At 39.5% G+C, this 22,164-nt stretch carries 18 protein-coding genes and 2 pseudogenes; 7 read left to right on the top strand and 13 right to left on the bottom strand.

The window, feature by feature from the left end:
* Positions 1-36: 36 nt before the first annotated feature.
* Both ACYIB7_RS09975 and ACYIB7_RS09970 read left to right on the top strand, forming a co-directional pair.
* Complete coding sequence (locus tag ACYIB7_RS09975; RefSeq protein ID WP_480336941.1) at positions 37-1,284, top strand: DUF1015 domain-containing protein; 1,248 nt, start codon at positions 37-39, stop codon at positions 1,282-1,284.
* Positions 1,285-1,447: 163 nt separating this feature from the next.
* On the top strand, positions 1,448-2,650 hold the full coding sequence (locus tag ACYIB7_RS09970) for a PAS domain-containing sensor histidine kinase (RefSeq protein WP_480336940.1): 1,203 nt from the start codon (positions 1,448-1,450) through the stop codon (positions 2,648-2,650).
* Between the two features lie 65 nt (positions 2,651-2,715).
* Here ACYIB7_RS09970 and galE read toward each other — a convergent pair whose 3' ends face one another.
* The 9 genes and pseudogenes from galE to ACYIB7_RS09925 all read right to left on the bottom strand — a co-directional run bounded on the left by galE (position 2,716) and on the right by ACYIB7_RS09925 (position 10,925).
* The gene (galE, locus tag ACYIB7_RS09965) at positions 2,716-3,756 is read right to left on the bottom strand and encodes a UDP-glucose 4-epimerase GalE (protein WP_480336938.1); all 1,041 of its coding nucleotides are present in this window, start codon (positions 3,754-3,756) and stop codon (positions 2,716-2,718) included.
* Positions 3,757-3,779: 23 nt separating this feature from the next.
* Positions 3,780-4,352 carry an electron transport complex subunit RsxA gene (gene rsxA, locus ACYIB7_RS09960; RefSeq protein WP_099465101.1) on the bottom strand — a complete coding sequence of 191 codons (573 nt, stop codon included), beginning with the start codon at positions 4,350-4,352 and terminating at the stop codon, positions 3,780-3,782.
* A gap of 17 nt (positions 4,353-4,369) precedes the next feature.
* Positions 4,370-4,954 (bottom strand): RnfABCDGE type electron transport complex subunit E, encoded by a 585-nt coding sequence (locus tag ACYIB7_RS09955; RefSeq protein WP_480336936.1) that lies wholly within the window; start codon positions 4,952-4,954, stop codon positions 4,370-4,372.
* Positions 4,951-5,586: an RnfABCDGE type electron transport complex subunit G gene (locus ACYIB7_RS09950; protein WP_480338471.1), complete on the bottom strand. Its 636-nt coding sequence runs from the start codon at positions 5,584-5,586 to the stop codon at positions 4,951-4,953. Before ACYIB7_RS09950 ends, ACYIB7_RS09955 begins: the two co-directional genes overlap by 4 nt.
* Positions 5,578-6,548: pseudogene (locus tag ACYIB7_RS09945) on the bottom strand (RnfABCDGE type electron transport complex subunit D); the annotation flags it as partial. The pseudogene ACYIB7_RS09945 and the gene ACYIB7_RS09950, both read right to left, overlap by 9 nt.
* An 11-nt stretch (positions 6,549-6,559) precedes the next feature.
* Positions 6,560-7,891, bottom strand: coding sequence for an electron transport complex subunit RsxC (rsxC, locus tag ACYIB7_RS09940; RefSeq protein WP_103982201.1), 1,332 nt, complete (start codon positions 7,889-7,891; stop codon positions 6,560-6,562).
* Between the two features lie 16 nt (positions 7,892-7,907).
* Positions 7,908-8,846, bottom strand: a complete 939-nt coding sequence (locus tag ACYIB7_RS09935) for a Fe-S cluster domain-containing protein (protein WP_103982200.1) — start codon at positions 8,844-8,846, stop codon at positions 7,908-7,910.
* 10 nt (positions 8,847-8,856) lie between these two features.
* Positions 8,857-9,273 (bottom strand): SoxR reducing system RseC family protein, encoded by a 417-nt coding sequence (locus ACYIB7_RS09930; RefSeq protein WP_103982199.1) that lies wholly within the window; start codon positions 9,271-9,273, stop codon positions 8,857-8,859.
* Positions 9,274-9,374: 101 nt separating this feature from the next.
* Positions 9,375-10,925, bottom strand: a complete 1,551-nt coding sequence (locus ACYIB7_RS09925; protein WP_103982198.1) for a DUF3078 domain-containing protein — start codon at positions 10,923-10,925, stop codon at positions 9,375-9,377.
* 526 nt (positions 10,926-11,451) lie between these two features.
* On the opposite strand from ACYIB7_RS09925, the gene ACYIB7_RS09920 reads away from it, so the two are divergent.
* The 3 genes and pseudogenes from ACYIB7_RS09920 to ACYIB7_RS09910 all read left to right on the top strand — a co-directional run.
* Positions 11,452-13,068 (top strand): CTP synthase, encoded by a 1,617-nt coding sequence (locus ACYIB7_RS09920; RefSeq protein WP_103982197.1) that lies wholly within the window; start codon positions 11,452-11,454, stop codon positions 13,066-13,068.
* A 3-nt stretch (positions 13,069-13,071) separates the two neighbouring features.
* Complete coding sequence (gene yidC, locus ACYIB7_RS09915; protein ID WP_103982196.1) at positions 13,072-14,973, top strand: membrane protein insertase YidC; 1,902 nt, start codon at positions 13,072-13,074, stop codon at positions 14,971-14,973.
* A gap of 236 nt (positions 14,974-15,209) precedes the next feature.
* Positions 15,210-15,878, top strand: a pseudogene (locus ACYIB7_RS09910) (DUF6057 family protein); the annotation flags it as partial.
* Here the strand turns inward: ACYIB7_RS09910 and ACYIB7_RS09905 are convergent.
* Genes ACYIB7_RS09905 through ACYIB7_RS09895 form a run of 3 tightly spaced genes read right to left on the bottom strand, consistent with a single transcriptional unit; the run spans position 15,869 to position 19,151 of the window.
* Positions 15,869-16,039, bottom strand: a complete 171-nt coding sequence (locus ACYIB7_RS09905) for a hypothetical protein (protein WP_160034616.1) — start codon at positions 16,037-16,039, stop codon at positions 15,869-15,871. The pseudogene ACYIB7_RS09910 and the gene ACYIB7_RS09905 overlap by 10 nt on opposite strands.
* 57 nt (positions 16,040-16,096) lie before the next feature.
* Positions 16,097-16,852 (bottom strand): 3-deoxy-manno-octulosonate cytidylyltransferase, encoded by a 756-nt coding sequence (gene kdsB / locus ACYIB7_RS09900; protein WP_103982195.1) that lies wholly within the window; start codon positions 16,850-16,852, stop codon positions 16,097-16,099.
* Positions 16,853-16,886: 34 nt separating this feature from the next.
* Entirely contained in the window at positions 16,887-19,151 is a 2,265-nt protein-coding gene (locus tag ACYIB7_RS09895) for a monovalent cation:proton antiporter family protein (protein ID WP_480336932.1), read from the bottom strand.
* Between the two features lie 71 nt (positions 19,152-19,222).
* On the opposite strand from ACYIB7_RS09895, the gene ACYIB7_RS09890 reads away from it, so the two are divergent.
* Positions 19,223-19,864 carry an AlbA family DNA-binding domain-containing protein gene (locus tag ACYIB7_RS09890; RefSeq protein WP_103982193.1) on the top strand — a complete coding sequence of 214 codons (642 nt, stop codon included), beginning with the start codon at positions 19,223-19,225 and terminating at the stop codon, positions 19,862-19,864.
* Positions 19,865-19,908: 44 nt separating this feature from the next.
* Here ACYIB7_RS09890 and ACYIB7_RS09885 read toward each other — a convergent pair whose 3' ends face one another.
* On the bottom strand, positions 19,909-21,288 hold the full coding sequence (locus tag ACYIB7_RS09885) for an NfeD family protein (protein ID WP_480336930.1): 1,380 nt from the start codon (positions 21,286-21,288) through the stop codon (positions 19,909-19,911).
* Positions 21,289-21,548: 260 nt separating this feature from the next.
* On the opposite strand from ACYIB7_RS09885, the gene ACYIB7_RS09880 reads away from it, so the two are divergent.
* Positions 21,549-22,058 (top strand): RNA polymerase sigma factor, encoded by a 510-nt coding sequence (locus ACYIB7_RS09880; RefSeq protein ID WP_103982191.1) that lies wholly within the window; start codon positions 21,549-21,551, stop codon positions 22,056-22,058.
* The last annotated feature ends 106 nt before the right edge of the window (positions 22,059-22,164 follow it).

Raw genomic sequence — 22,164 nt, 5'->3', positions numbered from 1 at the left:
GCCGGATTTCTATATTCATTAAAAACACCGTGAATTATGGCAAAAATTAAACCTTTTAAAGGTATTCGTCCGCCCAAAGATTTGATCGGACAAGTAGCTTCTCGTCCTTATGATGTTTTAAATTCGGAGGAAGCGAGAGAAGAGGCGAAAGGTAATGAGAAATCTTTATATCATATTATAAAACCGGAGATAGATTTTCCTGTCGGTACAGACGAACATGATCCTGCTGTATATGAAAAGGCAGCCGAGAATTTCCGGAAATTTCAGGATAAAGGATGGTTGGTTCAGGATGAGAAAGAATGCTATTATGTGTATGCACAGACAATGAACGGCAAGACGCAATACGGTTTGGTTGTTGGTGCTTATGTTCCCGACTATATGAACGGCATCATCAAGAAACATGAATTGACACGCCGCGATAAGGAAGAAGACCGTATGAAGCATGTCCGTGTGAATAATGCCAATATTGAACCTGTATTCTTTGCATATCCTGATAATGCAGAGCTGGATATTATTGTAAAGAAATATACAGCCAGACAGCCTGAATATGATTTTGTTGCCCAGTTGGATGGTTTCGGACATACATTCTGGATTATAGACGATGAGGCCGATATAGCCCGTATTACCGAGCTGTTTTCGGCTATGCCGGCTCTTTATATTGCAGATGGCCATCATCGCTCCGCTGCTGCCGCTTTAGTGGGAGCGGAGAAGGCAAAACAGAATCCGAACCACTGTGGTGATGAAGAATACAATTATTTTATGGCAGTTTGTTTTCCTGCCAACCAGCTTACCATTATAGACTATAATCGTGTAGTAAAAGATTTGAATGGTCTGACAGAGGCTCAGTTCCTTGAAAAACTATCCGGTAATTTCATAGTGGAAGAAAAGGGTACGGATATTTATAAACCGAATGCTTTACATAACTTTTCCCTTTATCTGGACGGAAAGTGGTATTCTTTAACTGCAAAACAGGGAACATACAACGATAATGATCCGATAGGGGTGTTGGATGTAACTATATCTTCTGATCTGATATTGAATGAGATTCTGGGTATCAAAGACCTCCGTTCCGACAAACGTATCGACTTTGTAGGCGGTATCCGCGGTTTGGGAGAATTAAAACGCCGGGTAGACAGCGGAGAGATGAAAGTGGCTTTAGCTTTATATCCTGTTACGATGAAACAATTAATGGATATAGCAGATACCGGAAACATTATGCCTCCGAAAACTACGTGGTTTGAACCGAAGCTACGATCAGGCCTTGTAATTCATAAATTGTCTTGACAAGAGAATGAGATATAGGAAAGGCGAACCTGACGGGTTCGCCTTTTTATATTATCTTGTATTTGTGAAAAGTGTTGATTTTTATTGCATATTGATGATTTATAATAGCTGTGCATTCAAATATTTATTTATTTTTGTGCCCAATAATAAGAGGGTGAAATGTATGCTGAATAAACATCAAGACGAGTCAAAGAAAAATTTGACCGGTAATCTAGTATCATTAGAAGAAAAAAACCGGGATATACAGATGCATACAATGCCTGAGTCCATAGGAGCGGAACGAGACCAGGAGAAGATTGCTATTTTAAAAGCTGCTGTTAATATTGGTGATTCTCTGATCTGGGAATATGACGTACAGCATGATCTGATTCACGTTGATTATGACTTAAACGAACATACTAAATTCTCGCGTTTACGAATAAAGCCTTTCAGGAATAAAGAAGATTTTTTGAATGCTATTCATCCCGATGACAGGCAAAATGTGTTTTATGATCATTTTGAACGCCTGATCCGGGGTGAAATAAAAAGTTATAGTATAAAGTATCGTAGAATATTTGAAGGACAGGTACTTTGGGTGGAAGCGAATGTACAACCTTACAGGTATAATGCCGACGGAACACCTAGTTGTGTTGTTTATTACCTGTCTGATATAACCAAAGAATATGAAAGTGAAATGGCTTTGGTGGAAGCACGCGAGGCCGATAGGCTGAAATCGGCTTTCCTGGCAAATATGAGCCATGAAATACGTACTCCGTTAAATGCAATCGTAGGTTTTTCAAGTTTATTGGCCGAAGCGGACGATCATGAAGAGCGCGATTCGTATATGGAAGTAATCAATAAGAATAATGCTTTGCTACTGCAGCTTGTTGATGATATTTTGGACTTTTCGAAAATCGAATCCGGCAAAATGGATTATAATTTTGCCGATGCGGATTTGAAAGGAATATGTATGGATGCATATAATGTACATGTTGTGCGGGTAAATCCGGGAGTGGAGCTTATTTTTAATTTTGAACATCCTTCATTGGTATTGTATACCGATGAACAACGGATTATGCAGGTGCTTTTTAATTTCCTTTCGAATGCTATTAAGTTTACTAAAAAAGGTTCTATTACTATTTCCTATAAGAAAAGGATAGATGACGTTTATGTCTCTGTTGCCGATACCGGGATAGGTATTTCTGCCGAAGATTGCCGGATTGTGTTTAATCGTTTTGTAAAGTTGGATAGTTTCCAGCAAGGTACAGGACTTGGTTTGGCTATCTGTAAAATGATTATCAAGTTTCTGGGGGGGCAAATAGGAGTTGCGTCGGATGAGGGAAAAGGTTCTGTTTTTTGGTTTACATTGCCTTTATCCGAATCATAATATAAAAAGAGGATGCCACTTCAATTTGGGACATCCTCTTTCAATATATAGGATTTTTATGTTTGTTACATGATACCGCGTTCGCGCAGCCTTTGTTGCCATTTCCATGCGGAGGCCAGTGTGTCGGCCAACGTCTCTTCCGATTTCCAACCTAAAACTTTATTGGCACGTTCCGGATTGGCCCATACTTTTTCAATATCACCTTCGCGGCGGCCTACGATTTTGTGAGGAACTTTTACACCGGTAGCTTGCTCAAATGTATTGATCAATTCCAATACGGTTACACCTTTTCCTGTTCCGAGGTTGAATATTTCAACATTCTCTTTTGTTTTATTGCCCAGCATGCGGTCCATGGCAATAACGTGTGCTTTTGCCAGGTCTACCACATTTATATAATCACGGATACAAGAACCGTCAGGGGTATTGTAGTCATTTCCAAAAACGCTTAATTCTTTGCGGATTCCTATTGCTGTTTGCGTCAGGTATGGAATCAGGTTCTGAGGAACTCCGTTGGGTAATTCTCCGATTTCTGCACTTGGATGTGCTCCGATCGGATTAAAGTAACGGAGAATAATGCTTTTGAAAGGAGCACCTGCATGGATTGTATCGCGGATAATCTCTTCGTTGATCTGCTTTGTATTGCCATAAGGAGAGGTGGCCGGCATGATAGGGGCATTTTCTGTTACAGGCAGGTTTTTCGGATCCGGTTGTCCGTAGACCGTGCATGAAGAAGAAAATACAATGCCTTCAATTCCGAATTCAGGCATCAACTCAAGCAAGTTAACCAACGTGACAATATTATTACGGTAGTATTTAAGTGGTTGTTGAACCGATTCGCCAACAGCCTTGCTTGCTGCAAAAAGAATGATGCCTTTTATTCCCGGGTGGGCTTTCAGTGCTTCGCGGGTTCCTTCTTTGTCTTTCAGGTCTAATTTGATAAACTCAGGGCGTATGCCTGTGATCTTTTCTATACCGTCCAGTACTTCGATATTGGAATTAGACAAGTTGTCAATGATGACAACTTCATAACCGGCATTTTGTAATTCCACTGTGGTATGTGAACCAATATAGCCTGTACCGCCTGCTACTAAAATCTTCTGTTTCATTCTAGTGTTATTTAGATTCGTAATTATACAATACCAGAAAATCCCATGAAAGCCATAGCTAACAGACCTGCAGTAATCAATGCGATAGGAGTGCCTTTCATGCCTTCAGGAACATGGGTCATAGCCAGTTGTTCCCGAATCCCTGCAAAGATAACCAAAGCTAGCGCAAATCCAATAGCTGTTGATATTGCATATACTACGGATTGTAATAAATTATATTCTTTTTGTATTACCAGAATGGCAACACCCAGGATACAGCAGTTTGTTGTGATCAAAGGCAGGAATACTCCCAACGCCTGATAAAGCGCCGGAGATACTTTCTTTAATATAATTTCCACCATTTGCACGAGAGCGGCAATAATAAGGATAAAGCTGATTGTCTGCATGAATCCTAATCCAAAGACGTCCAGAACATATTTCTGGACCAGGAAGGTCACGATCGTTGCAATGGTAAGCACGAATGTAACGGCAGCTCCCATGCCTGCGGCGGTTTCTACTTTCTTGGAAACTCCAAGAAACGGACAAATGCCTAAAAACTGTGCCAGTACTACGTTGTTGACGAATACAGCGGCAATAAATATAAGTATATATTCCATATCGTTCGTTTTTATAATCAGGCTTTACGGAGTTTATTTACAATTGCGATCAGATAGCCTAATGCAATAAAAGCACCCGGAGCCAATACAAAGATCAATGAACCGTATTCTTCCGGCATGAAAGAGAAGCCGAAGAATTTACCGGTTCCCAACATTTCGCGGATAGCTCCCAATAGAGTTAAAGCCATCGTGAATCCTAATCCGATACCTAAACCGTCAAAGGCAGAAGGAATAATGCCGTTCTTTGCAGCAAATGCTTCGGCACGCCCTAGTACGATACAGTTTACTACAATCAAAGGGATAAAGAGTCCCAGGCTGGCATATAACGCAGGAACAAAAGCTTCCATACACATCTGTACGACAGTTACGAAAGTGGCGATTACCACAATGTATGCCGGTATACGCACCATGTCAGGAATCAGGTTCTTCAACGCTGAAATTACAATGTTTGAACAGATCAATACGAACATGGTAGCCAACCCCATACTCATACCGTTCAAGGCAGAGGAGGTTGTACCCAATGTGGGACACATACCCAGCAATAAGACGAAAGTCGGGTTTTCTCTGATGATACCGTTCATCAATATCTTAAAGTTGCTCATTTCTCACCTCCTTCTTCTGTTTGTGTTTTACTTGTAGCTCCACTTGTTCCGTCGGCTCCGCCTTTGTATGCACTATAAGCGCGGTTTACTGCATCCAGAAATGCCCGGCTTGAAATAGTGGCTGCCGTAATGGCATCTACATCTCCGCCGTCTTTTGTTACAGACAAATTTCCATTTGTCATAGAACGGCCAATTATGCTTTGCTTGTTTTTGTCCGTGCGAAACCATTCCTGCATTTTAGAACCCAATCCCGGGGTTTCTGTATGTTGCAGTACTGAATAATTCAGCAACTTACCTTCCGGATCGAAGCCTACTATTACTTTAATTTCACCACCAAAGCCTTTCTTTGTGTTACTTTCTACAGCGGCTCCTACAAATTTACCATCTTTCGTTGCCGGATAGATGATTAAAGAATCGCCTTCGGAAGTGACAGCTTTATAAGCCTGTTCAGTCGGGTTGTTATCAAATTCCGGAACAACCTGCTGTATTGCGTTTTGCAAAGCTGCAGCTTTTGAGGCTGCAATTGGTTCCAGAGTGTACATATTTACGCCTGCTAATATTGCTCCGGCTACCAGACAGATAATTGTCAGGGATAAGAGCATATTGGGTAATGTCGATTTTAATTTTTTCATGCTTACTTCCCTCCGAAATGTTTAGGTTTGATATAACTGTTAATCAACGGAGTAAATGCATTCATAATGAGAATGGCAAATGACATGCCTTCCGGATAGGAACCAAACAAACGGATAACCGTAGTTAAAATACCGATTCCTACACCGTAAACCAGCATTCCGTTCTTACTCATAGGGGATGTTACATAATCTGTTGCCATGAATATGGAACCTAATAATAAACCTCCTGATAGTAAGTGTACAAACGGATTTGCATACTGCAGCGGATTTACCAGATACATAATACCGGTGAATACAAATACAGTTGCCAGTATTGAAACCGGGATATGCCAGGTAATGATTTTTTTCCATAACATATAGATAAGTCCCAGTATTAATGCAACAGCACTGACTTCGCCTAAACTACCGCCCATATTTCCCAATAACATATTACCGTAGGAAGGTAATTGGGTTATTCCTTCGTTCATTAATGATAATACGGTTGCTCCGGTTTGAGCATCCGTATAGGTCATAGGCAGTTCGCCGGTAACCGGCCATGTAGTCATTTGTGCGGGGAAGGAAATCAGCAGGAATACACGTCCTACCAATGCCGGGTTAAATATATTGTTGCCCAAACCTCCGAATGACATTTTTCCAATACCGATAGCTGCTAAAGCTCCGATTACGATGATCCAGACAGGAAGGTTGGACGGCAGATTAAATGCCAGTAAAACGCCGGTTAATATAGCTGACCCGTCATATAGTGTTGCTTCCTTTTTCATCAGGAATTTTTGGATCAGATATTCGAATACCAGGCAGGAGACAACAGATGTTACAGTAACAATGAGCGCTCCCAGTCCGAAAAAGTAAAGCGATACCAGAAAAGCCGGAATAAGGGCAATCAGTACACCGTACATATTTTTGCTTATGCTGTCGCCACCGTGAATGTGAGGCGAAGGCGATACGTATAATTTGTTTTCCATATTGCTCTTTTTTATGACTTTCTTGCCCTGATAATTCCCATTACTTTACCTTTACCCAAACGGATATAGTCCAGTAACGGACGATTGGCCGGACATGTATAGCTACATGAGCCGCATTCAATACAGTCTGTTATATAATTCTTTTCTGCGAGTTCCCAATTTGTGAATTCGGTAGAGTTCATCAATAGAGTTGGATTTAAACCCATTGGACATACACTGACACATTTGGCACAGCGGATGCAGTCGCGCATAGGTTTACGTACGGATTCTTCCTTATTCATAATCAGCACACCGGAGCTGCCTTTTGTTACCGGTACTTCTGCGCTGATTAAAGCTTTTCCCATCATCGGGCCGCCACCGATAATCTTGCCTGTGTTTTCAGGAATACCGCCGGCCGCATTGATCAACTCCTGGATAGGAGTGCCGATGCGAACCAACAAGTTGGAAGGATTGGCTACGCCTTTACCTGTAACGGTAACTACGCGTTCAAACAACGGTTTGTTCTTTTGTACTGCTTCATAAACGGCATAAGCTGTTCCTACATTCTGTACCACTGCTCCGGCAGAGATAGGAAGTGCACCGCTTTTCACCTGACGGCGGATAACGGCGTCGATCAGTTGTTTTTCTCCTCCTTGCGGATATTGAACTTTCAAAGGCATGATTTCGATCCCGTTGAAATTGGCTGCTAACTTTTGTAGGTGAGCGATTGCATCCGGTTTATTATTTTCGATGCCTATAATAGCTTTGCTCACATTGACAGCTTTCATTAGCAGGGTAACGCCTACCAGGATCTGTTCTCCTTTTTCCATCATCAACGAATGGTCGGATGTAAGGTAAGGTTCGCATTCAACAGCATTGATAATAACAATTTCTGCCTTATTGCCCGGAGGCGGAGTAAGCTTTACCTGAGTAGGGAAGGTAGCCCCTCCCAAGCCTACGACTCCGGCAGCAGCTATTTTATCTACGATTTCTTTAGATGATAGTTTGCAATCCTTAACCAACGTTTCGTTGCGGTCGATGGATTCTTCCCAATCATCTCCTTCTACATCTATATAGATAGCGGGACGTCTGTAACCGCTTGCGTCGAGAGCGTTATCTATTTTATTTACTTTGCCGGAAACTGATGAGTGGATATTGGCCGATACAAAGCCACCGGCTTTGGCCAGAAGCGTACCGACTTTTACCGTGTCACCCTTCTTTACTACTGCAACAGCCGGAGCACCGATATGCTGTCCTAACGGTATGATAACCTGTTTAGGTGCAGCTAGCGTTGTAATCTTTTTACCGGCAGACAGTTTATTTTCGGGCGGATGTATACCTCCGATTCGAAATGTCCTTAGCATACTATTAGATTTTATTTTAATTTGTTTTTTCTTTGACCTTTTCTTGTGGGGCGGCAACTTCCTTTGTTACCGGCGTCTTTTCTGTTTTTGGAGCAGGTGTTGGTTTATCAGCTCCGGTTTTTGTGTCCGTCGCAGCTTCCTTGCGGGGCGGGAAGTTCAATTCGTGGATAGCGCCGGTCGGACATACGGCTACACACTTGCGGCATAAACGGCATTTGGTATAGTCGATATAAGCAAGATTATTTGTAACGGTTATTGCCTCGAACGGACATTCTTTCTCACATTTACCGCAACCTATACAAGCGTTTGTACATGCTTTTCTTGCAACAGCTCCTTTGTCTTTATTTACGCAGCTGACATAAATACGGCGGGATTTCGGGCCTTTTTTACGCAGTTCGATGATGTTCTTTGGACAAGCCTTTACGCAGGCACCGCAAGAGGTACATTTTTCTTCGTCTACTTCCGGTAGTCCGGTTTCTATATTGATATGAATAGCATCGAATGTACAGACGTTTACACAGTCTCCGTAGCCCAGACAACCGAAGGAACAACCTGTTTCCCCTCCATATAATGTGGATGCTATGGCACAGCTTTGAGATCCGTCGTATTGATTATTGCGTGGGCGGACCGAGCATGTACCGTTACAACGGACAACTGCAACCATCGGTTCCGCACTTGCGGCTTCTTTACCCAGGATAGATGCAACTTTTGCCATTGTAGGTGCTCCACCGACCGGACATAACAGCCCGTCTAAAGTATCAGCTTTTACGCAAGCTCCTGCAAAGCCTGAACATCCCGGATATCCGCAACCTCCACAGTTTGCACCCGGTAAAGCTTCCTGAACCTGTGCAATACGGGGATCTTCATAAACTTCAAATTTTTTGGAGGCGGCGTATAATAACAAAGCACCGATTGCTCCAATTACTCCTAAAGAAATAACGGCAATTAAAATCATGATATTATTATCAATTAAGTTTTTTCAAAGTAAAAATAAATCGTTTTTTTAGTTTATCGCGTAAAAAATATAAGATGCAATAATACACTGCTAATACAAAAAGGCCGCAAAGTCCACTGATGGTTTCTTTCCATTGCAGGTTGTTGCCCATAACTATGGCGATGACAACAATAATCAAGGGAAGAATAAAAGCCAGCAACACAGCTTGAAGACCTAATGAACTTTGCCCGCAAATCGTAACGTTTTCGTTTATCCGGAATTTTCCGGTATAGTCGGGAACTTCAATAATTTTGTCTTTACATTCGGATGCTGCACACATAGACTTTGCATGGCATCCTGAACAGGCCGATTGTTGTGTAATTCTGACAAAGACGAGGTTTCCTTCTATCTTTTCTATTACTCCGTTATGATTTATGCTATCACTCATATTTGTAATCTCGACATTGCAAAACCGGGGCAAAAATAGTCATTATTTAGATATTATGTCATGATTAACAAAGTTTAGTATGTGAATATTTTCAATTCTTCTTACCATTTGTAATTAAACCCGAAACTAAGCAACTCATTAATTTGAAGATAAGAATCGAAGTCTTCGTTTTTGGCAACAGCATCGTCATAACGGAGGTTTAAAGATATAGTGGTTGAGAAGAACCGGCTGATAGCCATTGTTAACCGGTTTTCAAATTCGCCCAATATGCGGTCGTAACTGGTGAAGTAGTAAAAACGCGAATACCAGCTTACATTACGGTTAAACTGGAATGTAGCAGTAGCATTGACCGTAGAACCGAACTGGCTTAACTTGTTGTTGAACTTTCCGGTTGCTTCGTCTTTTTTGAAACCGTGGCGTCCTAAATCGATATCCTTATCTATACTATACATAAATGTATAAGAAAGAGGTGCGAGATTTATAGACATCGTCAGGTTTTTATGACGTTTGTTCGCAAATTTTTTATTCAGGTCATATTTCATACCGAGACCGAGGTTAACACTGAATGGTGCTAAAAGAGCAGCCATTATGTTATTTGTGTTTTCCTGATAATTGGAAAATAACTGCGTCTGGAATGTGGCATCAAATGTATAATACCATTTATTGAATGCTCTGTAACCAAAGTTGCTGTGGACGCGGAATACGTCATCGCCTATTTTATAGTCGCGCAAAGTATCCTTTGGCGCTGTGTATAGATTCGTTTTCCACTCCAGTTCGTTGGTAAACTGTATTTTGTCTTTATTATAATTGTATACGAAGTATTGGCGGTTTGTCAGGTTTAAAGTACTTACACCTCCTTTATGCCAGTTCGGCGAGATATAATTTTGTGCAAACTGGATGGCGCTTTCAAAATGTGATATCCAGTAACGTCTTTCCGGGATGAATTTAACCGGAGCATCGACATCGCTGAAGCTAGCTTCGTTTTCTATTTTTAGAGGTAAATCTTCGTAAGTCGTTTTCTTGATAGCCTTTGGTTTTATGACGTCCTTGGGCAAATCATTTAATGAATAGCGGAAATAAGTTGGATAGTTATTTTGTACATATTGATATGCCAGATCTTCTATCTTACGATTCAATAGTTCATTTTTAAAAATTGTATCAGTTTGGACAAGAGGTTTTAATATGCTTTTTGGTTTCAGGGAATTCGGATCAAAGAAGTTCAGGTCTTTAGGAAGAACTTCTCCTTTGAAGACGATTGGCATAAACAACGGGTTTACAATAATTGTATCTTTGAAAGTCATGTTTTCATTAAAAGCTGTAGAGGCATCACGTACCAGGTGTGCCCAATACAATGCTTCTTCGGAAAGTTCCAATTCATCCTTTTTCAGAAAACGGAGCAGGCTTTCGTTTGGAACAGATGGGGCGGAATAGGTTTTATTTTGCTTTTCGAATTGGGAACGGATATCTACAATTTTATTTAAGTTCTTGTCGTCAAGGTTGACGGAAGGAATTGTGTCTGTTATGATTTCTGCCTGTGATGCCTGCTGTATGGCATTGCCTGTTAGAATATTAGATTCCTGAGCCTTCGTTGTGAAGTGCAGCATGGACAATAGTCCCAATAATACACATGCGCTATACCCTTTCATCATCATAATACCGTTTTACATTTGTTAGCTATAATGCGTGCAAAATTAGCCAAAAAGAATGATATCTACTAATCTTTTACATCATATAACAATCTTTTCATCCGGATGATTTTATATGAGCTTCTGTCGTTGTCATTCGACCCTTTGTGGTTTGATTTATTGTATCGCACAATTTATTGAAAACGATACGGATATTTATTCTTTTTACCAAGCGCAAAATTAATTACTACCTTGCTAAAAATTAATTTTGACCCGGGGCGAATTTAATTTTGTCCTAGGTCAAAAGAATAAAAGTACAGGATTTTTTATATAAATAGTCGGTGGGGTATTTTAATGGGTAATTATATTTTTATTTATTGGTGTGTATAATGGCATATACAATCATTGTTGAATGTAAGTTTTGGAATGTATCTTATAAGTTTTGAAAAATATAAATATGGTTTACTTGTTGGTATGTGTAAATGAAAATCACTAACTTTGCAGTTTTGAAATACAAATATGCTAATAATAAGATAACTAAAATATTACTAACGTGGCAGATACAAAGTACATTTTCGTTACGGGCGGTGTAGTCTCTTCATTAGGAAAGGGCATTATTTCCGCATCATTGGGTAAATTACTTCAGGCAAGAGGTTACAAGGTTACTATCCAAAAGTTTGACCCGTACATTAATATCGATCCGGGTACACTGAACCCGTATGAACATGGTGAATGTTATGTAACCGTAGACGGACATGAGGCTGATTTGGACTTAGGTCATTATGAACGCTTTTTGAATGTTCAGACGACCCGTGCAAACAATATTACTACAGGACGTATTTATCAGAGCGTAATCAGTAAGGAGCGTAAAGGCGATTATCTGGGGAAAACGGTACAGGTCGTTCCTCATATCACTGATGAAATTAAGCGTAACGTAAAATTGCTGGGTTCAAAATATAAATTTGATTTTGTAATTACGGAGATTGGCGGAACAGTAGGCGATATTGAATCATTGCCTTTTATTGAAAGTGTCCGTCAGTTAAAATGGGAATTAGGTAAAAATTGTATTTGCGTACATCTTACTTATGTGCCTTATATAGCGGCTGCGAAAGAATATAAAACGAAACCGACGCAACATTCTGTAAAACAGTTGCAGGAATTAGGTATTCAACCGGATGTGCTGGTGTTGCGTACCGAACATGAACTTAAAACGGATTTATTACGCAAAGTCGCTTTGTTCTGTAATGTGGCGGAAGATGCGGTAATACAGTCAATAGATGTCCCTACGATTTATGAAGTTCCGTTGGTATTGCAACGTCAGAAAATGGACGAAATAATTTTACGCAAAGTTGGATTGGAAGTTGGAGCTACACCGGAATTAAAACCCTGGAAAGAGTTCCTTGCACTGAAGACTTCTGCTACGGAATCAGTAAAAATAGGATTGGTTGGTAAATATGTAGAATTGCAGGATGCTTATAAGTCTATAGACGAATCTTTGTTGCAGGCTGCTATTTATAATCACCGTAAACTGGATTTGCATTTATTCCATTCTGAAAAGTTGAACGACAGCAATGCTGCCGAACTATTGAAGGATATGGATGGAATACTGATTGCTCCGGGATTCGGGCAGCGTGGTATTGAAGGTAAGTTTGCAGCTATTAAATATGCCCGTGAAAATGATATACCTTGCTTGGGTATATGTCTGGGTATGCAGTGTATGGTTATAGAATACGCACGTGATGTGCTGGGTATGACCGATGCTAATTCGACAGAGATGGAACCGAATACGGCCCATAAGGTGATCGACATAATGGAAGAACAGAAAAATGTAACCAATATGGGCGGTTCAATGCGTTTAGGTGCATACGACTGTACTTTGAAGAAAGGCTCTAAAGCTTATGAAGCTTATGGCAAAGAACATATACAGGAGCGCCATCGCCACCGTTTTGAATTTAATAATGAATATAAAGATCAGTTTGAAGCTGCCGGAATGAAGTGTACGGGTGAGAATCCGGATACCAATTTAGTGGAAGTCGTAGAAATCCCGAAATTGAAATGGTTTGTCGGCGTACAATATCATCCTGAATATAACAGCACTGTCGTGAATCCGAATCCGCTTTTCCTTAGTTTTGTGAAGGCGGCTGTAGATAATAAAAAATCGAAGAAATAATAGATGGACAAAAATACAATAATAGGTTTCCTGCTAATAGGCGTAGTCTTATTTGGGTTTAGCTGGCTGAACCAGCCTTCGCCGGAGCAGTTGGAGGCACAACGCCGTTATAATGATTCGATCGCGAAGATTGAATATGCTCAACAGCAAGAATTACAAAAACAGGAAAATAAGACGGCTGATGCCGAGGAGGCATTAGAAAGCTTACCCGATTCTGTACGTGTAGCCCGTTTGGAGAAAAGTTTCGGCGTATTTGCTGAGGCTATGGTAGGAACAGACAGCTATACTGTATTGGAAAACGATCTGGTAGAACTTCATTTGAGTAATAAAGGGGGACGTGTCAGTTATGCACGTCTGAAGGAATATGATACTTATGATTCGAAACCTCTTGTTCTTTTTGATGAAAATGATTCTAAGTTTAACTTTACACTGGTAACGGCTACAAACCGTGTTGTCAATACAAGCGAATTGTATTTTACTCCGGTAAAAGGTAATGACCCGAACACAATAACAATGCGCCTTAGTACGGGCGAAGGAAGTTCTTTGGACTTTACGTATACATTAAAGCCGGATGATTATATGCTTTCTTTTTCAGTAAAGGGTACAGGCATGAACGGCGTGTTGGCACCGTCTACCAACTCTCTTGATTTGATGTGGCAGCAAGGTATTATCCAGCAGGAGAAAGGACGTAAGTTTGAAGACCGTTATGTGGGATTGTACTATAAATTTATATCCGATAATGTAGAATACTTGAGTGAATCTAAAAGCGACAGCAAGCAGATCCCGAACCGTCTGAGATGGATTGGTTATAAGGATATGTTTTTTTCGACAGTATTGATTTCGGATACAGGCTTTGAAGCAACTACTTTGGACTCGGAAGTGGTTCCCAGTGGCGACATATTGAAGCGGTTTAAAGCGACTACGTCCGTTCCGTTCGATTTGCAGGGAAAAGAATCTACAGACTTCCGTTTCTATTTCGGTCCTAATAAATTCGCTTTGTTAAAATCTTTTGATAAAGATGTAAAAGTGGAAGACCAGCAGTTGGATCTGGAAAAGCTGGTTCCGCTGGGTTGGGGTATTTTCCGTTGGGTAAACCAGTATTTTGTTATTCCGTTGTTTGATTTTTTGGGTTCGTTTATCCATAGCTACGGATTGATAATATTCTTGTTAACATTAATAGTGAAGATTATTTTGTTCCCGCTGACTTATAAGTCGTATATGTCTTCTGCCAAACTGCGTGTATTGCGTCCGCAGGTAGAAGAGATTAATGCTAAATATCCGGGACAGGATAAGGCTGTGGAGCGTCAGAAGGCAACGATGGAATTATATAGTCGTGCCGGAGCCAGCCCGATGAGTGGCTGTTTGCCGATGTTATTGCAGATGCCGGTTTTGGTTGCTCTGTTTATGTTCTTTCCGTCGGCTATTGAATTACGTCACCAGAGTTTCCTTTGGGCGCACGATTTATCTACGTACGACGCTATTGTAAGCTGGAATACGCAGATACCTATAATCTCGACCTATTTTGGTAATCATATCAGTTTGTTCTGTTTGTTGATGACTATTACCAATATTATATATACAAAGTATAATATGGAAATGACCAATACAGGACAACAACAGATGCCGGGTATGAAGGTTATGATGTATATGATGCCGTTGATGTTCTTGTTTATTTTTAATAACTATGCATCCGGTTTGACATATTACTATTTTATTTCTACATTGATAACTATTATCCAGACACTTGTATTCCGTTATACTATTAACGAAGATAAGCTGCTGGCTAAATTGGAAGCCAATAAAAGGAAGCCCGTTAAAAAATCTAGCTTTATGAAGCGTCTGGAAGAGGCTCAGAAAGTTCAGCAGGCTCAGTTGGAAAAACAAAAACAGCAGAAAAGGAAATAAAGTACGACACGAATATTCAAATTGAAAAAGGAGAAACGGATGTATGAATCGGTTTCTCCTTTTTTTCTTGAATTTTTAAATATGATTGATATTTTCCAGTAAAAACTGTGAACATTTGTATAGCCTAATTTGTATAATATATATAGATAATTCGTTTGCACCGTAATAGAAATAAGGTCCTGGTGTGTTGGAATTAAAAAAACGTTGGGCCTTTCCTACCATATTATTCGTAAATAATGGCAAAAAAGATAATTGTGTTGAGGGGAGTAGTTGCTGTGATATTTGTAACTGCGTGTTTTTTGTTTTTTAATTATTCCTATCCGTTTTATTTGTTCCACTCAGGGCAAATGCCTGTTCCGGTGCCTATTTCCGATTTGTCTTCCTATTTGGATAAACCTGCTGTATTAGCTAGTTTTATAGGAGATTTCTTGAGTTCTCGGTTTTCTTCGCCTACTGTGGCAGCGAGTGTAATAACTTTGGTTTTCTTAGTTGAGTGGTTTATCATTACCAAGATGTTGAATAAATTCAATATTGGGAATATTGCTATTTTGTATGCTCTTTTTCCGGTTGTATTTGAATGGATATTCTATTGCCAATTGTCAAATTCGCTATCTTCCACCTTGTCGATAATGATTGCTTTGGTTGCATTTTATCTTTATGCAAAAATAAAAGGAAAGTGGGCGTCTCTTATTCTTGGGATTGCAGTGCTTCCATTGATTTATTTTGTGGCGGGCGGACGTCTGATAGCTTTTTCTTTAATGGTTCTTCTATACGAAGCGGAAAGTGGCAGGGTTCGTTGGATATATTGGGTGATACTTTTGGTTTTGAGTTATTTGTTTCCTGTTTTGGGTGCTTGCTATTATGATATCTCGGAAGAAGAGGCTTATCTGTATCCTTACATAATGATACGGGCTATGGTGCCTGCCATGGTTTTAGTATTTGGTTTGCTGGTATTGCAGATACGAACTGTCAGAAAAATAAAATTGAATGTAAAGTCTGCTTCTTTCTTAATTATATTGTTGGTCTTTATCCTGATTGCAGGAACTAATGCACAAAGAAAGTGCATCCAGAAGAAATTTAGTTCTCCGGATGCTATAGGCCTGGTTAAGGCTATTACCGATTCTTATTTGTGGGAGGCAAGGAATTCAAGGGCTTTTTCCATATCCTCGGGAGTGTCTATGCCGATTGTCTCCAGTTCAGTAATTCCTACTTTAATCTTATATCCGTTTTCCAACCAGCGCAGTTGTTCCAGACTTTCCGCCAATTCTAAGGGAGATTGCGGTAAACAGGTGATTTCTTTAAGAACATTTGCACGGTATGCATATAAACCGATATGTTTATAATAGGTATGATTGGGTAACCATTCCGTATATTTTTTTCCTCTCATATAAGGAATTATAGAACGACTGAAGTACATGGCTTCATTGTTCTTGTTTAATACAACCTTTGGAGAATTGGCATTGAACAGTGTGGTTTCGAAATCGTCATCGGGACGGAATGGCTTCACCAAAGTTGCAATTTGGACACTGTCATCGGAAAAACAAGCTTTGACTGTTTCTATTTGTTTGGGTTGAATAAATGGTTCGTCGCCTTGGATATTTACGACAATATCATATCCATTGCCTGTTTTACAAAAGGCTTCGTAGCAACGATCTGTTCCACTACGGTGTTGGTCGGAGGTCATAACAACGTTACCTCCGAATGCCTTTACTGCATTTTCAATCCGACTATCGTCTGTGGCAACACAAACAGCGTCCAATACGTTTTGCACTTGTTCGTAAACACGTTGGATCATGGGTTTTCCTCCCATATCGGCTAAAGGCTTTCCCGGAAAGCGGGTGGAAGCGTATCGTGCGGGTATAATTCCTATAAATTTCATATTTATATGATTTATGTACTTTGTAATAGTAAAGTTATAATTTTTTACCTTCGCTCAGGCGGAGAACTTTTTCCCGTTCTCCAACGATCCAGATAATATCGCCTTCTTCAAAAACTGTACTGGGAGGCGGGTTCATGATGGATGTAGTTCCTCGTTCGATACCAATGACCAGACAAGCGGCTTTGTCTCGTATTCCTGATTCAACAATGGTTCTTCCGATTAATCGTGAGCCGGATACGATGGTGAACTGTTCCATATTTATTTCTTCGATATTGCCGGAGATTGTATTGGTATTGGATAAACGGTATCGTTCTTCTATATACTTGCGGAAGTGTTCCAGATCGTCGTCTCCTCCTACAACAACTAATTTGTCGTATGGATATAAGCGTTCATTGCCTCCCGGAATATTAATCCGCTTGTTTCCACGTATAATAGTTACAATGTTTACATTGCATTTTTGTCTGAAATTGAGTTCCAGTAATGTTTTGCCCATACTGGGTGAGTTGGGACGAACTTCAAAATCGGCTAAGTGAAGGTCTCTCTCTAGTAAATGGTTGGCAAAGCGTTGATTGATCGGAGCTTTTTTCTCTGCTTCTGTTTCGCGGGCAGTTAAATTGCTGAAAAAATGACGCTCCATTAAAATGGACTGTTTTTTTAATTTTTTTGAGAATATAATTATAGCGATCACGGCAGAGGCAACCGACAATACAATCCCCACTTTCAAATTTAATAGTTGGGCAACGGGGAGCATAACCATACCTATGCATAAAAGTATACGAAGTATGATAAGCGAAACCAGAGGCCCCCGGTTGTATTTACTGTCATTCCATAATTGTAGAAATTCTTCCGAGTGGTTTTTTTTCATCATAATAGCCCGTAGCATAGGGGAAATCAAAGCAAGAATGAGGCATAATGCTAATATAGCTCCTTTGATACCGGGTATTTCCCTGGTGATAAGAGGTGCCACAAACTCGAGCCATATAAAGATAAGTACTAATGATATGGCTGTATAAGTTCCAACAATACGCATTAATGCTTTGAGAAGTTTATCCCATGCGCTTTTTTGCCGGATTGTATTGGAGCCGGAAGAGTAGCGTACCAAAAATTTTTTCCAGGAATTAGGTATGACCCGGTCTGCTATTTTGTACGCAGGTTCGGCAAGCCGGATCATGTAGGGCGTAAAGAATGTGGTTATTACAGATACAGCAACCACTATAGGATATAAATAATGATCTGTTACTTTCAGCGTTAATCCTAAAGAAGCGATAATAAATGCAAACTCTCCGATTTGAGCTAAGGAAAAACCTGATTGTATTGCTATTTTTAATGGTTGGCCTGATAGTAATACGCCGAAAGAAGCAAATCCGATTTGTCCTATCATTACTACTAGTGTCAATATGATGATCGGTACTTTATATTGCCATAATAGCACTGGGTCTATTAACATTCCAACAGATACGAAAAAGACGGCACCGAATAAGTTTTTTACCGGTTTTACAAGGTGTTCGATGTTTTCGGCTTCAACTGTTTCAGCTAGGATAGAACCCATAACGAATGCTCCGAGTGCAGCAGAAAATCCGGCTTTCGTTGCTATTATAACCATGCCGAGGCAAAGCCCGATACTAACGATTAATAATGTTTCATCATTTAGAAAACCCCGTGCTTTTTTCAAAAAGGAAGGAATTAGATAAATACCGACAACAAAACAGAAAAGAAGGAATGCTCCTAGTTTTATTACACTGTTAAGTAATTCAAGGCCTTCTACATGTTTACTGACGGCAAGGGTAGAAAGTAATACCATTAGTAAGACGGCAAATAAGTCCTCGACAACCAATATGCCGAAAACAACACCGGCAAAACGTTGGTTACGAAGTCCCATATCATCAAAAGCTTTAAAAATGATCGTTGTGGATGACATGGAAAGCATACCTCCTAAAAAGAGACTGTTCATGTGCCCCCATCCAAGAGAGAGCCCGGTTATATAACCCACTGTCATCATGCCGATAACAACAGTAATTGCTCCGATGACGGCTGTTCCGCCGACTTTCATTAATTTCTTAAAACTGAAATCCAGTCCTAAGGCAAAAAGAAGAAAAATGACACCAATGTCTGCCCAGATATGAATACTTTCTATATCGGATACTGTTGGAATTTGTTCTATAGCCGGTCCGGCGAGTATTCCGGCAACAATGTAGCCTAAAACAACCGGTTGCTTTAACCATTTGAATAACAAGGTTACTAGCCCGGCAGATATAAGTATTACAGCAAGGTCGGATATTAGCGGAGCTATTTGGGACATAGTTTCGTTGATTTTTCAATTGGCAAAGTTATGTATTTATTTTAATTTTGCAGGTCAAAAACTCTGCCAAAATGAAGAAGAGGCATCCAATAGAAACATTGATAGAACAAGGAGAGCATCAGCAACTCGATTTTAAATTTGAAGTAAGTGATAGTAAAAAAATAGCACGTACTTTGAGCGCTTTTGCGAATACGGATGGAGGGCGTTTACTGATAGGAGTGAAAGACAACGGAGCTATATCGGGTATAAGGAGTGAAGAAGAGTATTATATGATAGAAGCTGCATCGAAAATGTATACTCGTCCCGAAGTGCCTTTTACTGCAACCAAATGGGATATTAATGGTAAAATTGTGCTCGAAGTTTATATAGCACCGGGCATGGATAAGCCTTATTGTGCTCTGGATAAGGAAGACAAATATAAAGCCTATATACGTGTTGCAGATGAGAATATACTGGCAAATGAAGTTTTGGTACTTTCGTGGAAGAAAAAGTCGAAGCCGGAAGGTACTTTATTAAAAATAGGCAAACCTGTTGAAAAGTTGTTTGCCTGGCTGGATAAACATGATAGTATAAGTATTGCCCAATTCTGCCGAGTTGCTCATGTTAATTACTATACCGCAAAAAATATTTTAAGTGATTTGATGGCTATGGGTACCTTACATTATATTGTCGTAGAAAAACATATTGTTTATCAGAAACAAACAGTTAGATAAAGTAGATTGTATAATCAAATTTATCTAACTGTTTTACATTGTTTTTATATTGTTTCTACATATACTTGGGCATTTTCAAAACGAATAACTTTTACCCGTTGCCCTTTTTCTATAAAACCACTCTCGGAAACACCATCGTATAATTCGTTGTCAATATTTACTTTCCCGGAAGGACGCAGGATGGTGGCGGCAATGCCTTCTTTTCCTATTAAGTTGTTAAATATGGGAGTAGATACAGCCTTTTCCAAATCTGCATTTAATGCTACTTTCTTAAATATGCCTTTGGTTCCTATTTTACTCGATATCCAGATACTTAGTACAAAACTGATTCCAATCCCCATGAGGACGGTAAGGGATGCCCTTCCTACTTCGGTCCCGGAAACTCCTTCAAAGTTGAAGTCTGTGTTGTTCAAAAGACTCATGGTGAGTCCGGCTATTATACAAATGATCCCACTAATGCCAGCTATTCCGAATCCCGGAATGATAAATATTTCAGCAACGATTAATATAACGCCGGCTATAAATACCAGAATTTCCCAGTTCTGAGCTAATCCATCTATATACAAAGGTGCAAAATAGAGTATAGCTGCAATAAGGGAGGCTATAGACGGAAATCCTAAACCTGGACTTTGCATTTCAAAATAAATTCCTCCGATAATAATGATAATAAGTATGGATTGAACCATCGGATTCATAAGGAACCCTTTGATATTGTCGAACCAGGATGGCGTATATGATTCAAGTTTGTAATTTTGGAATCCTAGATATTTGGTTATTACTTCGTCTGTCGATTCTGCTATACCGTCGCAGTAACCCCATTTCCGGGCTTCATCAGCCGTGAAAGTCAGAACCTTTCCTGTATCTATCAGGTTGGGTATTACTACTCGTTCGTCTACCATAGCTTCGGCAATACGAGGGTCTCTTTTCCATTTGTAGATCGTATCTCCTTGTTGTATAATAGTGTCTTTTCCGAGAGCTTCGGCCGTAGAACGTATCATAGAACGCATGTATGACTGATATTTATCAGGCATGGCTGCTCCCGTTTGATTTACTACGGTTGCAGCTCCTATATTGGCTCCTTTGCGCATATATATCTTTTTACATGCAATGGAAATGAGTGCACCAGCCGAAGCTGCGTTGTTATCGATAAACACATATACCGGGATCGGACTGTAAAGAATAGATGTCCGCATAGAATCGGCTGCTTCTAATAATCCTCCGTATGTGTTTAAATGGATTAAGACAGCCTTTGCTTTTAGCCTTTGTGCTTCTATCAATCCGTTACTAAGATATAGACGGGTGGTATTATCTATTTCTTTTTTTATATCGATTTGATATATGATTGTTTTTTCATTTGCGTTGGTTAGCAATAGAATAGAAGGATAAAATAATCCGAGTAAAATGAATGTTAATAGATTTCTCATTTAGCTTAATTCTTCTTGTTTTTTTGTTATGTTGCATTTTGTAATATTCTACTTGTAAATATTGAATTTTAAGGCCCGGTTTTGTTGTAAATTCTGCTCATTTTCAGTAAGTTTTATTGTTAAAATATTAAGTTACGATTTTTAATATTAATATTTCTCAAATGGATATTTATTTCAAATATTATATTTACATTTGTACATCCTTCAACAGTGAAAGGATAATACTTTTCAGGTATTTAACCTTTAATTATAAACTTAGTATGAATGCATTGCAATTTCAGAAAAAATTATTGAGCATGCAAGAAAATATGATGAATTTTGCATTAATGCTCACAGCAAACAGAGACGATGCTCAAGATTTGATGCAAGACACAACGCTGAAGGTATTGGATAATCAGGAAAAATTTGTTGATAATATCAATTTCAAGGGTTGGGTTTTGACAGTTATGCGTAATATTTTTATAAACAATTATCATAAAATTGTAAGAACACAAACGGTTGTAGACCAAGGAGTGGATCTGTACAATTTGGATGTTGTGAATGATTCGGGATTCGATACGCCGGACGGCGCTTACCAGATTCAGGAAATTACGAAAGCTATTAATAGTTTGAATAATGAATTGAAGATACCGTTTTCTATGTTTTTGAGTGGTTATAAATATAATGAGATCGCAGATAAACTGAATGTACCTCTGGGAACAGTGAAGAGCCGTATTTTCTTTGCCCGTCAGGAACTGCAGAAAATTTTAAAAGATTTCAGGCATGGTTAAATAATTACACAACATAATTTAAGTCGTCTTACTGTAGTTAGTAGGGCGGCTTTTTTGTTTTAAATAGTTGCTATTTAAGATATACTTTTAAATAAATCTGTAATTT

Source organism: Parabacteroides sp. KHUB-03 (genome assembly GCF_056640975.1).
Note: the sequence above shows the minus strand (reverse complement) of the source record. Positions and strands in the feature narration are given on the sequence as shown.

Coding starts and splice junctions, on each gene's coding strand:
- ACYIB7_RS09975 (WP_480336941.1), top strand. CDS start 37: ATGGCAAAAATTAAACCTTTTAAAGGTATTCGTCCGCCCAAAGATTTG.
- ACYIB7_RS09970 (WP_480336940.1), top strand. CDS start 1,448: ATGCTGAATAAACATCAAGACGAGTCAAAGAAAAATTTGACCGGTAAT.
- galE (WP_480336938.1), bottom strand. CDS start 3,756: ATGAAACAGAAGATTTTAGTAGCAGGCGGTACAGGCTATATTGGTTCA.
- rsxA (WP_099465101.1), bottom strand. CDS start 4,352: ATGGAATATATACTTATATTTATTGCCGCTGTATTCGTCAACAACGTA.
- ACYIB7_RS09955 (WP_480336936.1), bottom strand. CDS start 4,954: ATGAGCAACTTTAAGATATTGATGAACGGTATCATCAGAGAAAACCCG.
- ACYIB7_RS09950 (WP_480338471.1), bottom strand. CDS start 5,586: ATGAAAAAATTAAAATCGACATTACCCAATATGCTCTTATCCCTGACA.
- rsxC (WP_103982201.1), bottom strand. CDS start 7,891: ATGCTAAGGACATTTCGAATCGGAGGTATACATCCGCCCGAAAATAAA.
- ACYIB7_RS09935 (WP_103982200.1), bottom strand. CDS start 8,846: ATGATTTTAATTGCCGTTATTTCTTTAGGAGTAATTGGAGCAATCGGT.
- ACYIB7_RS09930 (WP_103982199.1), bottom strand. CDS start 9,273: ATGAGTGATAGCATAAATCATAACGGAGTAATAGAAAAGATAGAAGGA.
- ACYIB7_RS09925 (WP_103982198.1), bottom strand. CDS start 10,925: ATGATGATGAAAGGGTATAGCGCATGTGTATTATTGGGACTATTGTCC.
- yidC (WP_103982196.1), top strand. CDS start 13,072: ATGGACAAAAATACAATAATAGGTTTCCTGCTAATAGGCGTAGTCTTA.
- ACYIB7_RS09905 (WP_160034616.1), bottom strand. CDS start 16,039: ATGCACTTTCTTTGTGCATTAGTTCCTGCAATCAGGATAAAGACCAAC.
- kdsB (WP_103982195.1), bottom strand. CDS start 16,852: ATGAAATTTATAGGAATTATACCCGCACGATACGCTTCCACCCGCTTT.
- ACYIB7_RS09895 (WP_480336932.1), bottom strand. CDS start 19,151: ATGTCCCAAATAGCTCCGCTAATATCCGACCTTGCTGTAATACTTATA.
- ACYIB7_RS09890 (WP_103982193.1), top strand. CDS start 19,223: ATGAAGAAGAGGCATCCAATAGAAACATTGATAGAACAAGGAGAGCAT.
- ACYIB7_RS09885 (WP_480336930.1), bottom strand. CDS start 21,288: ATGAGAAATCTATTAACATTCATTTTACTCGGATTATTTTATCCTTCT.
- ACYIB7_RS09880 (WP_103982191.1), top strand. CDS start 21,549: ATGAATGCATTGCAATTTCAGAAAAAATTATTGAGCATGCAAGAAAAT.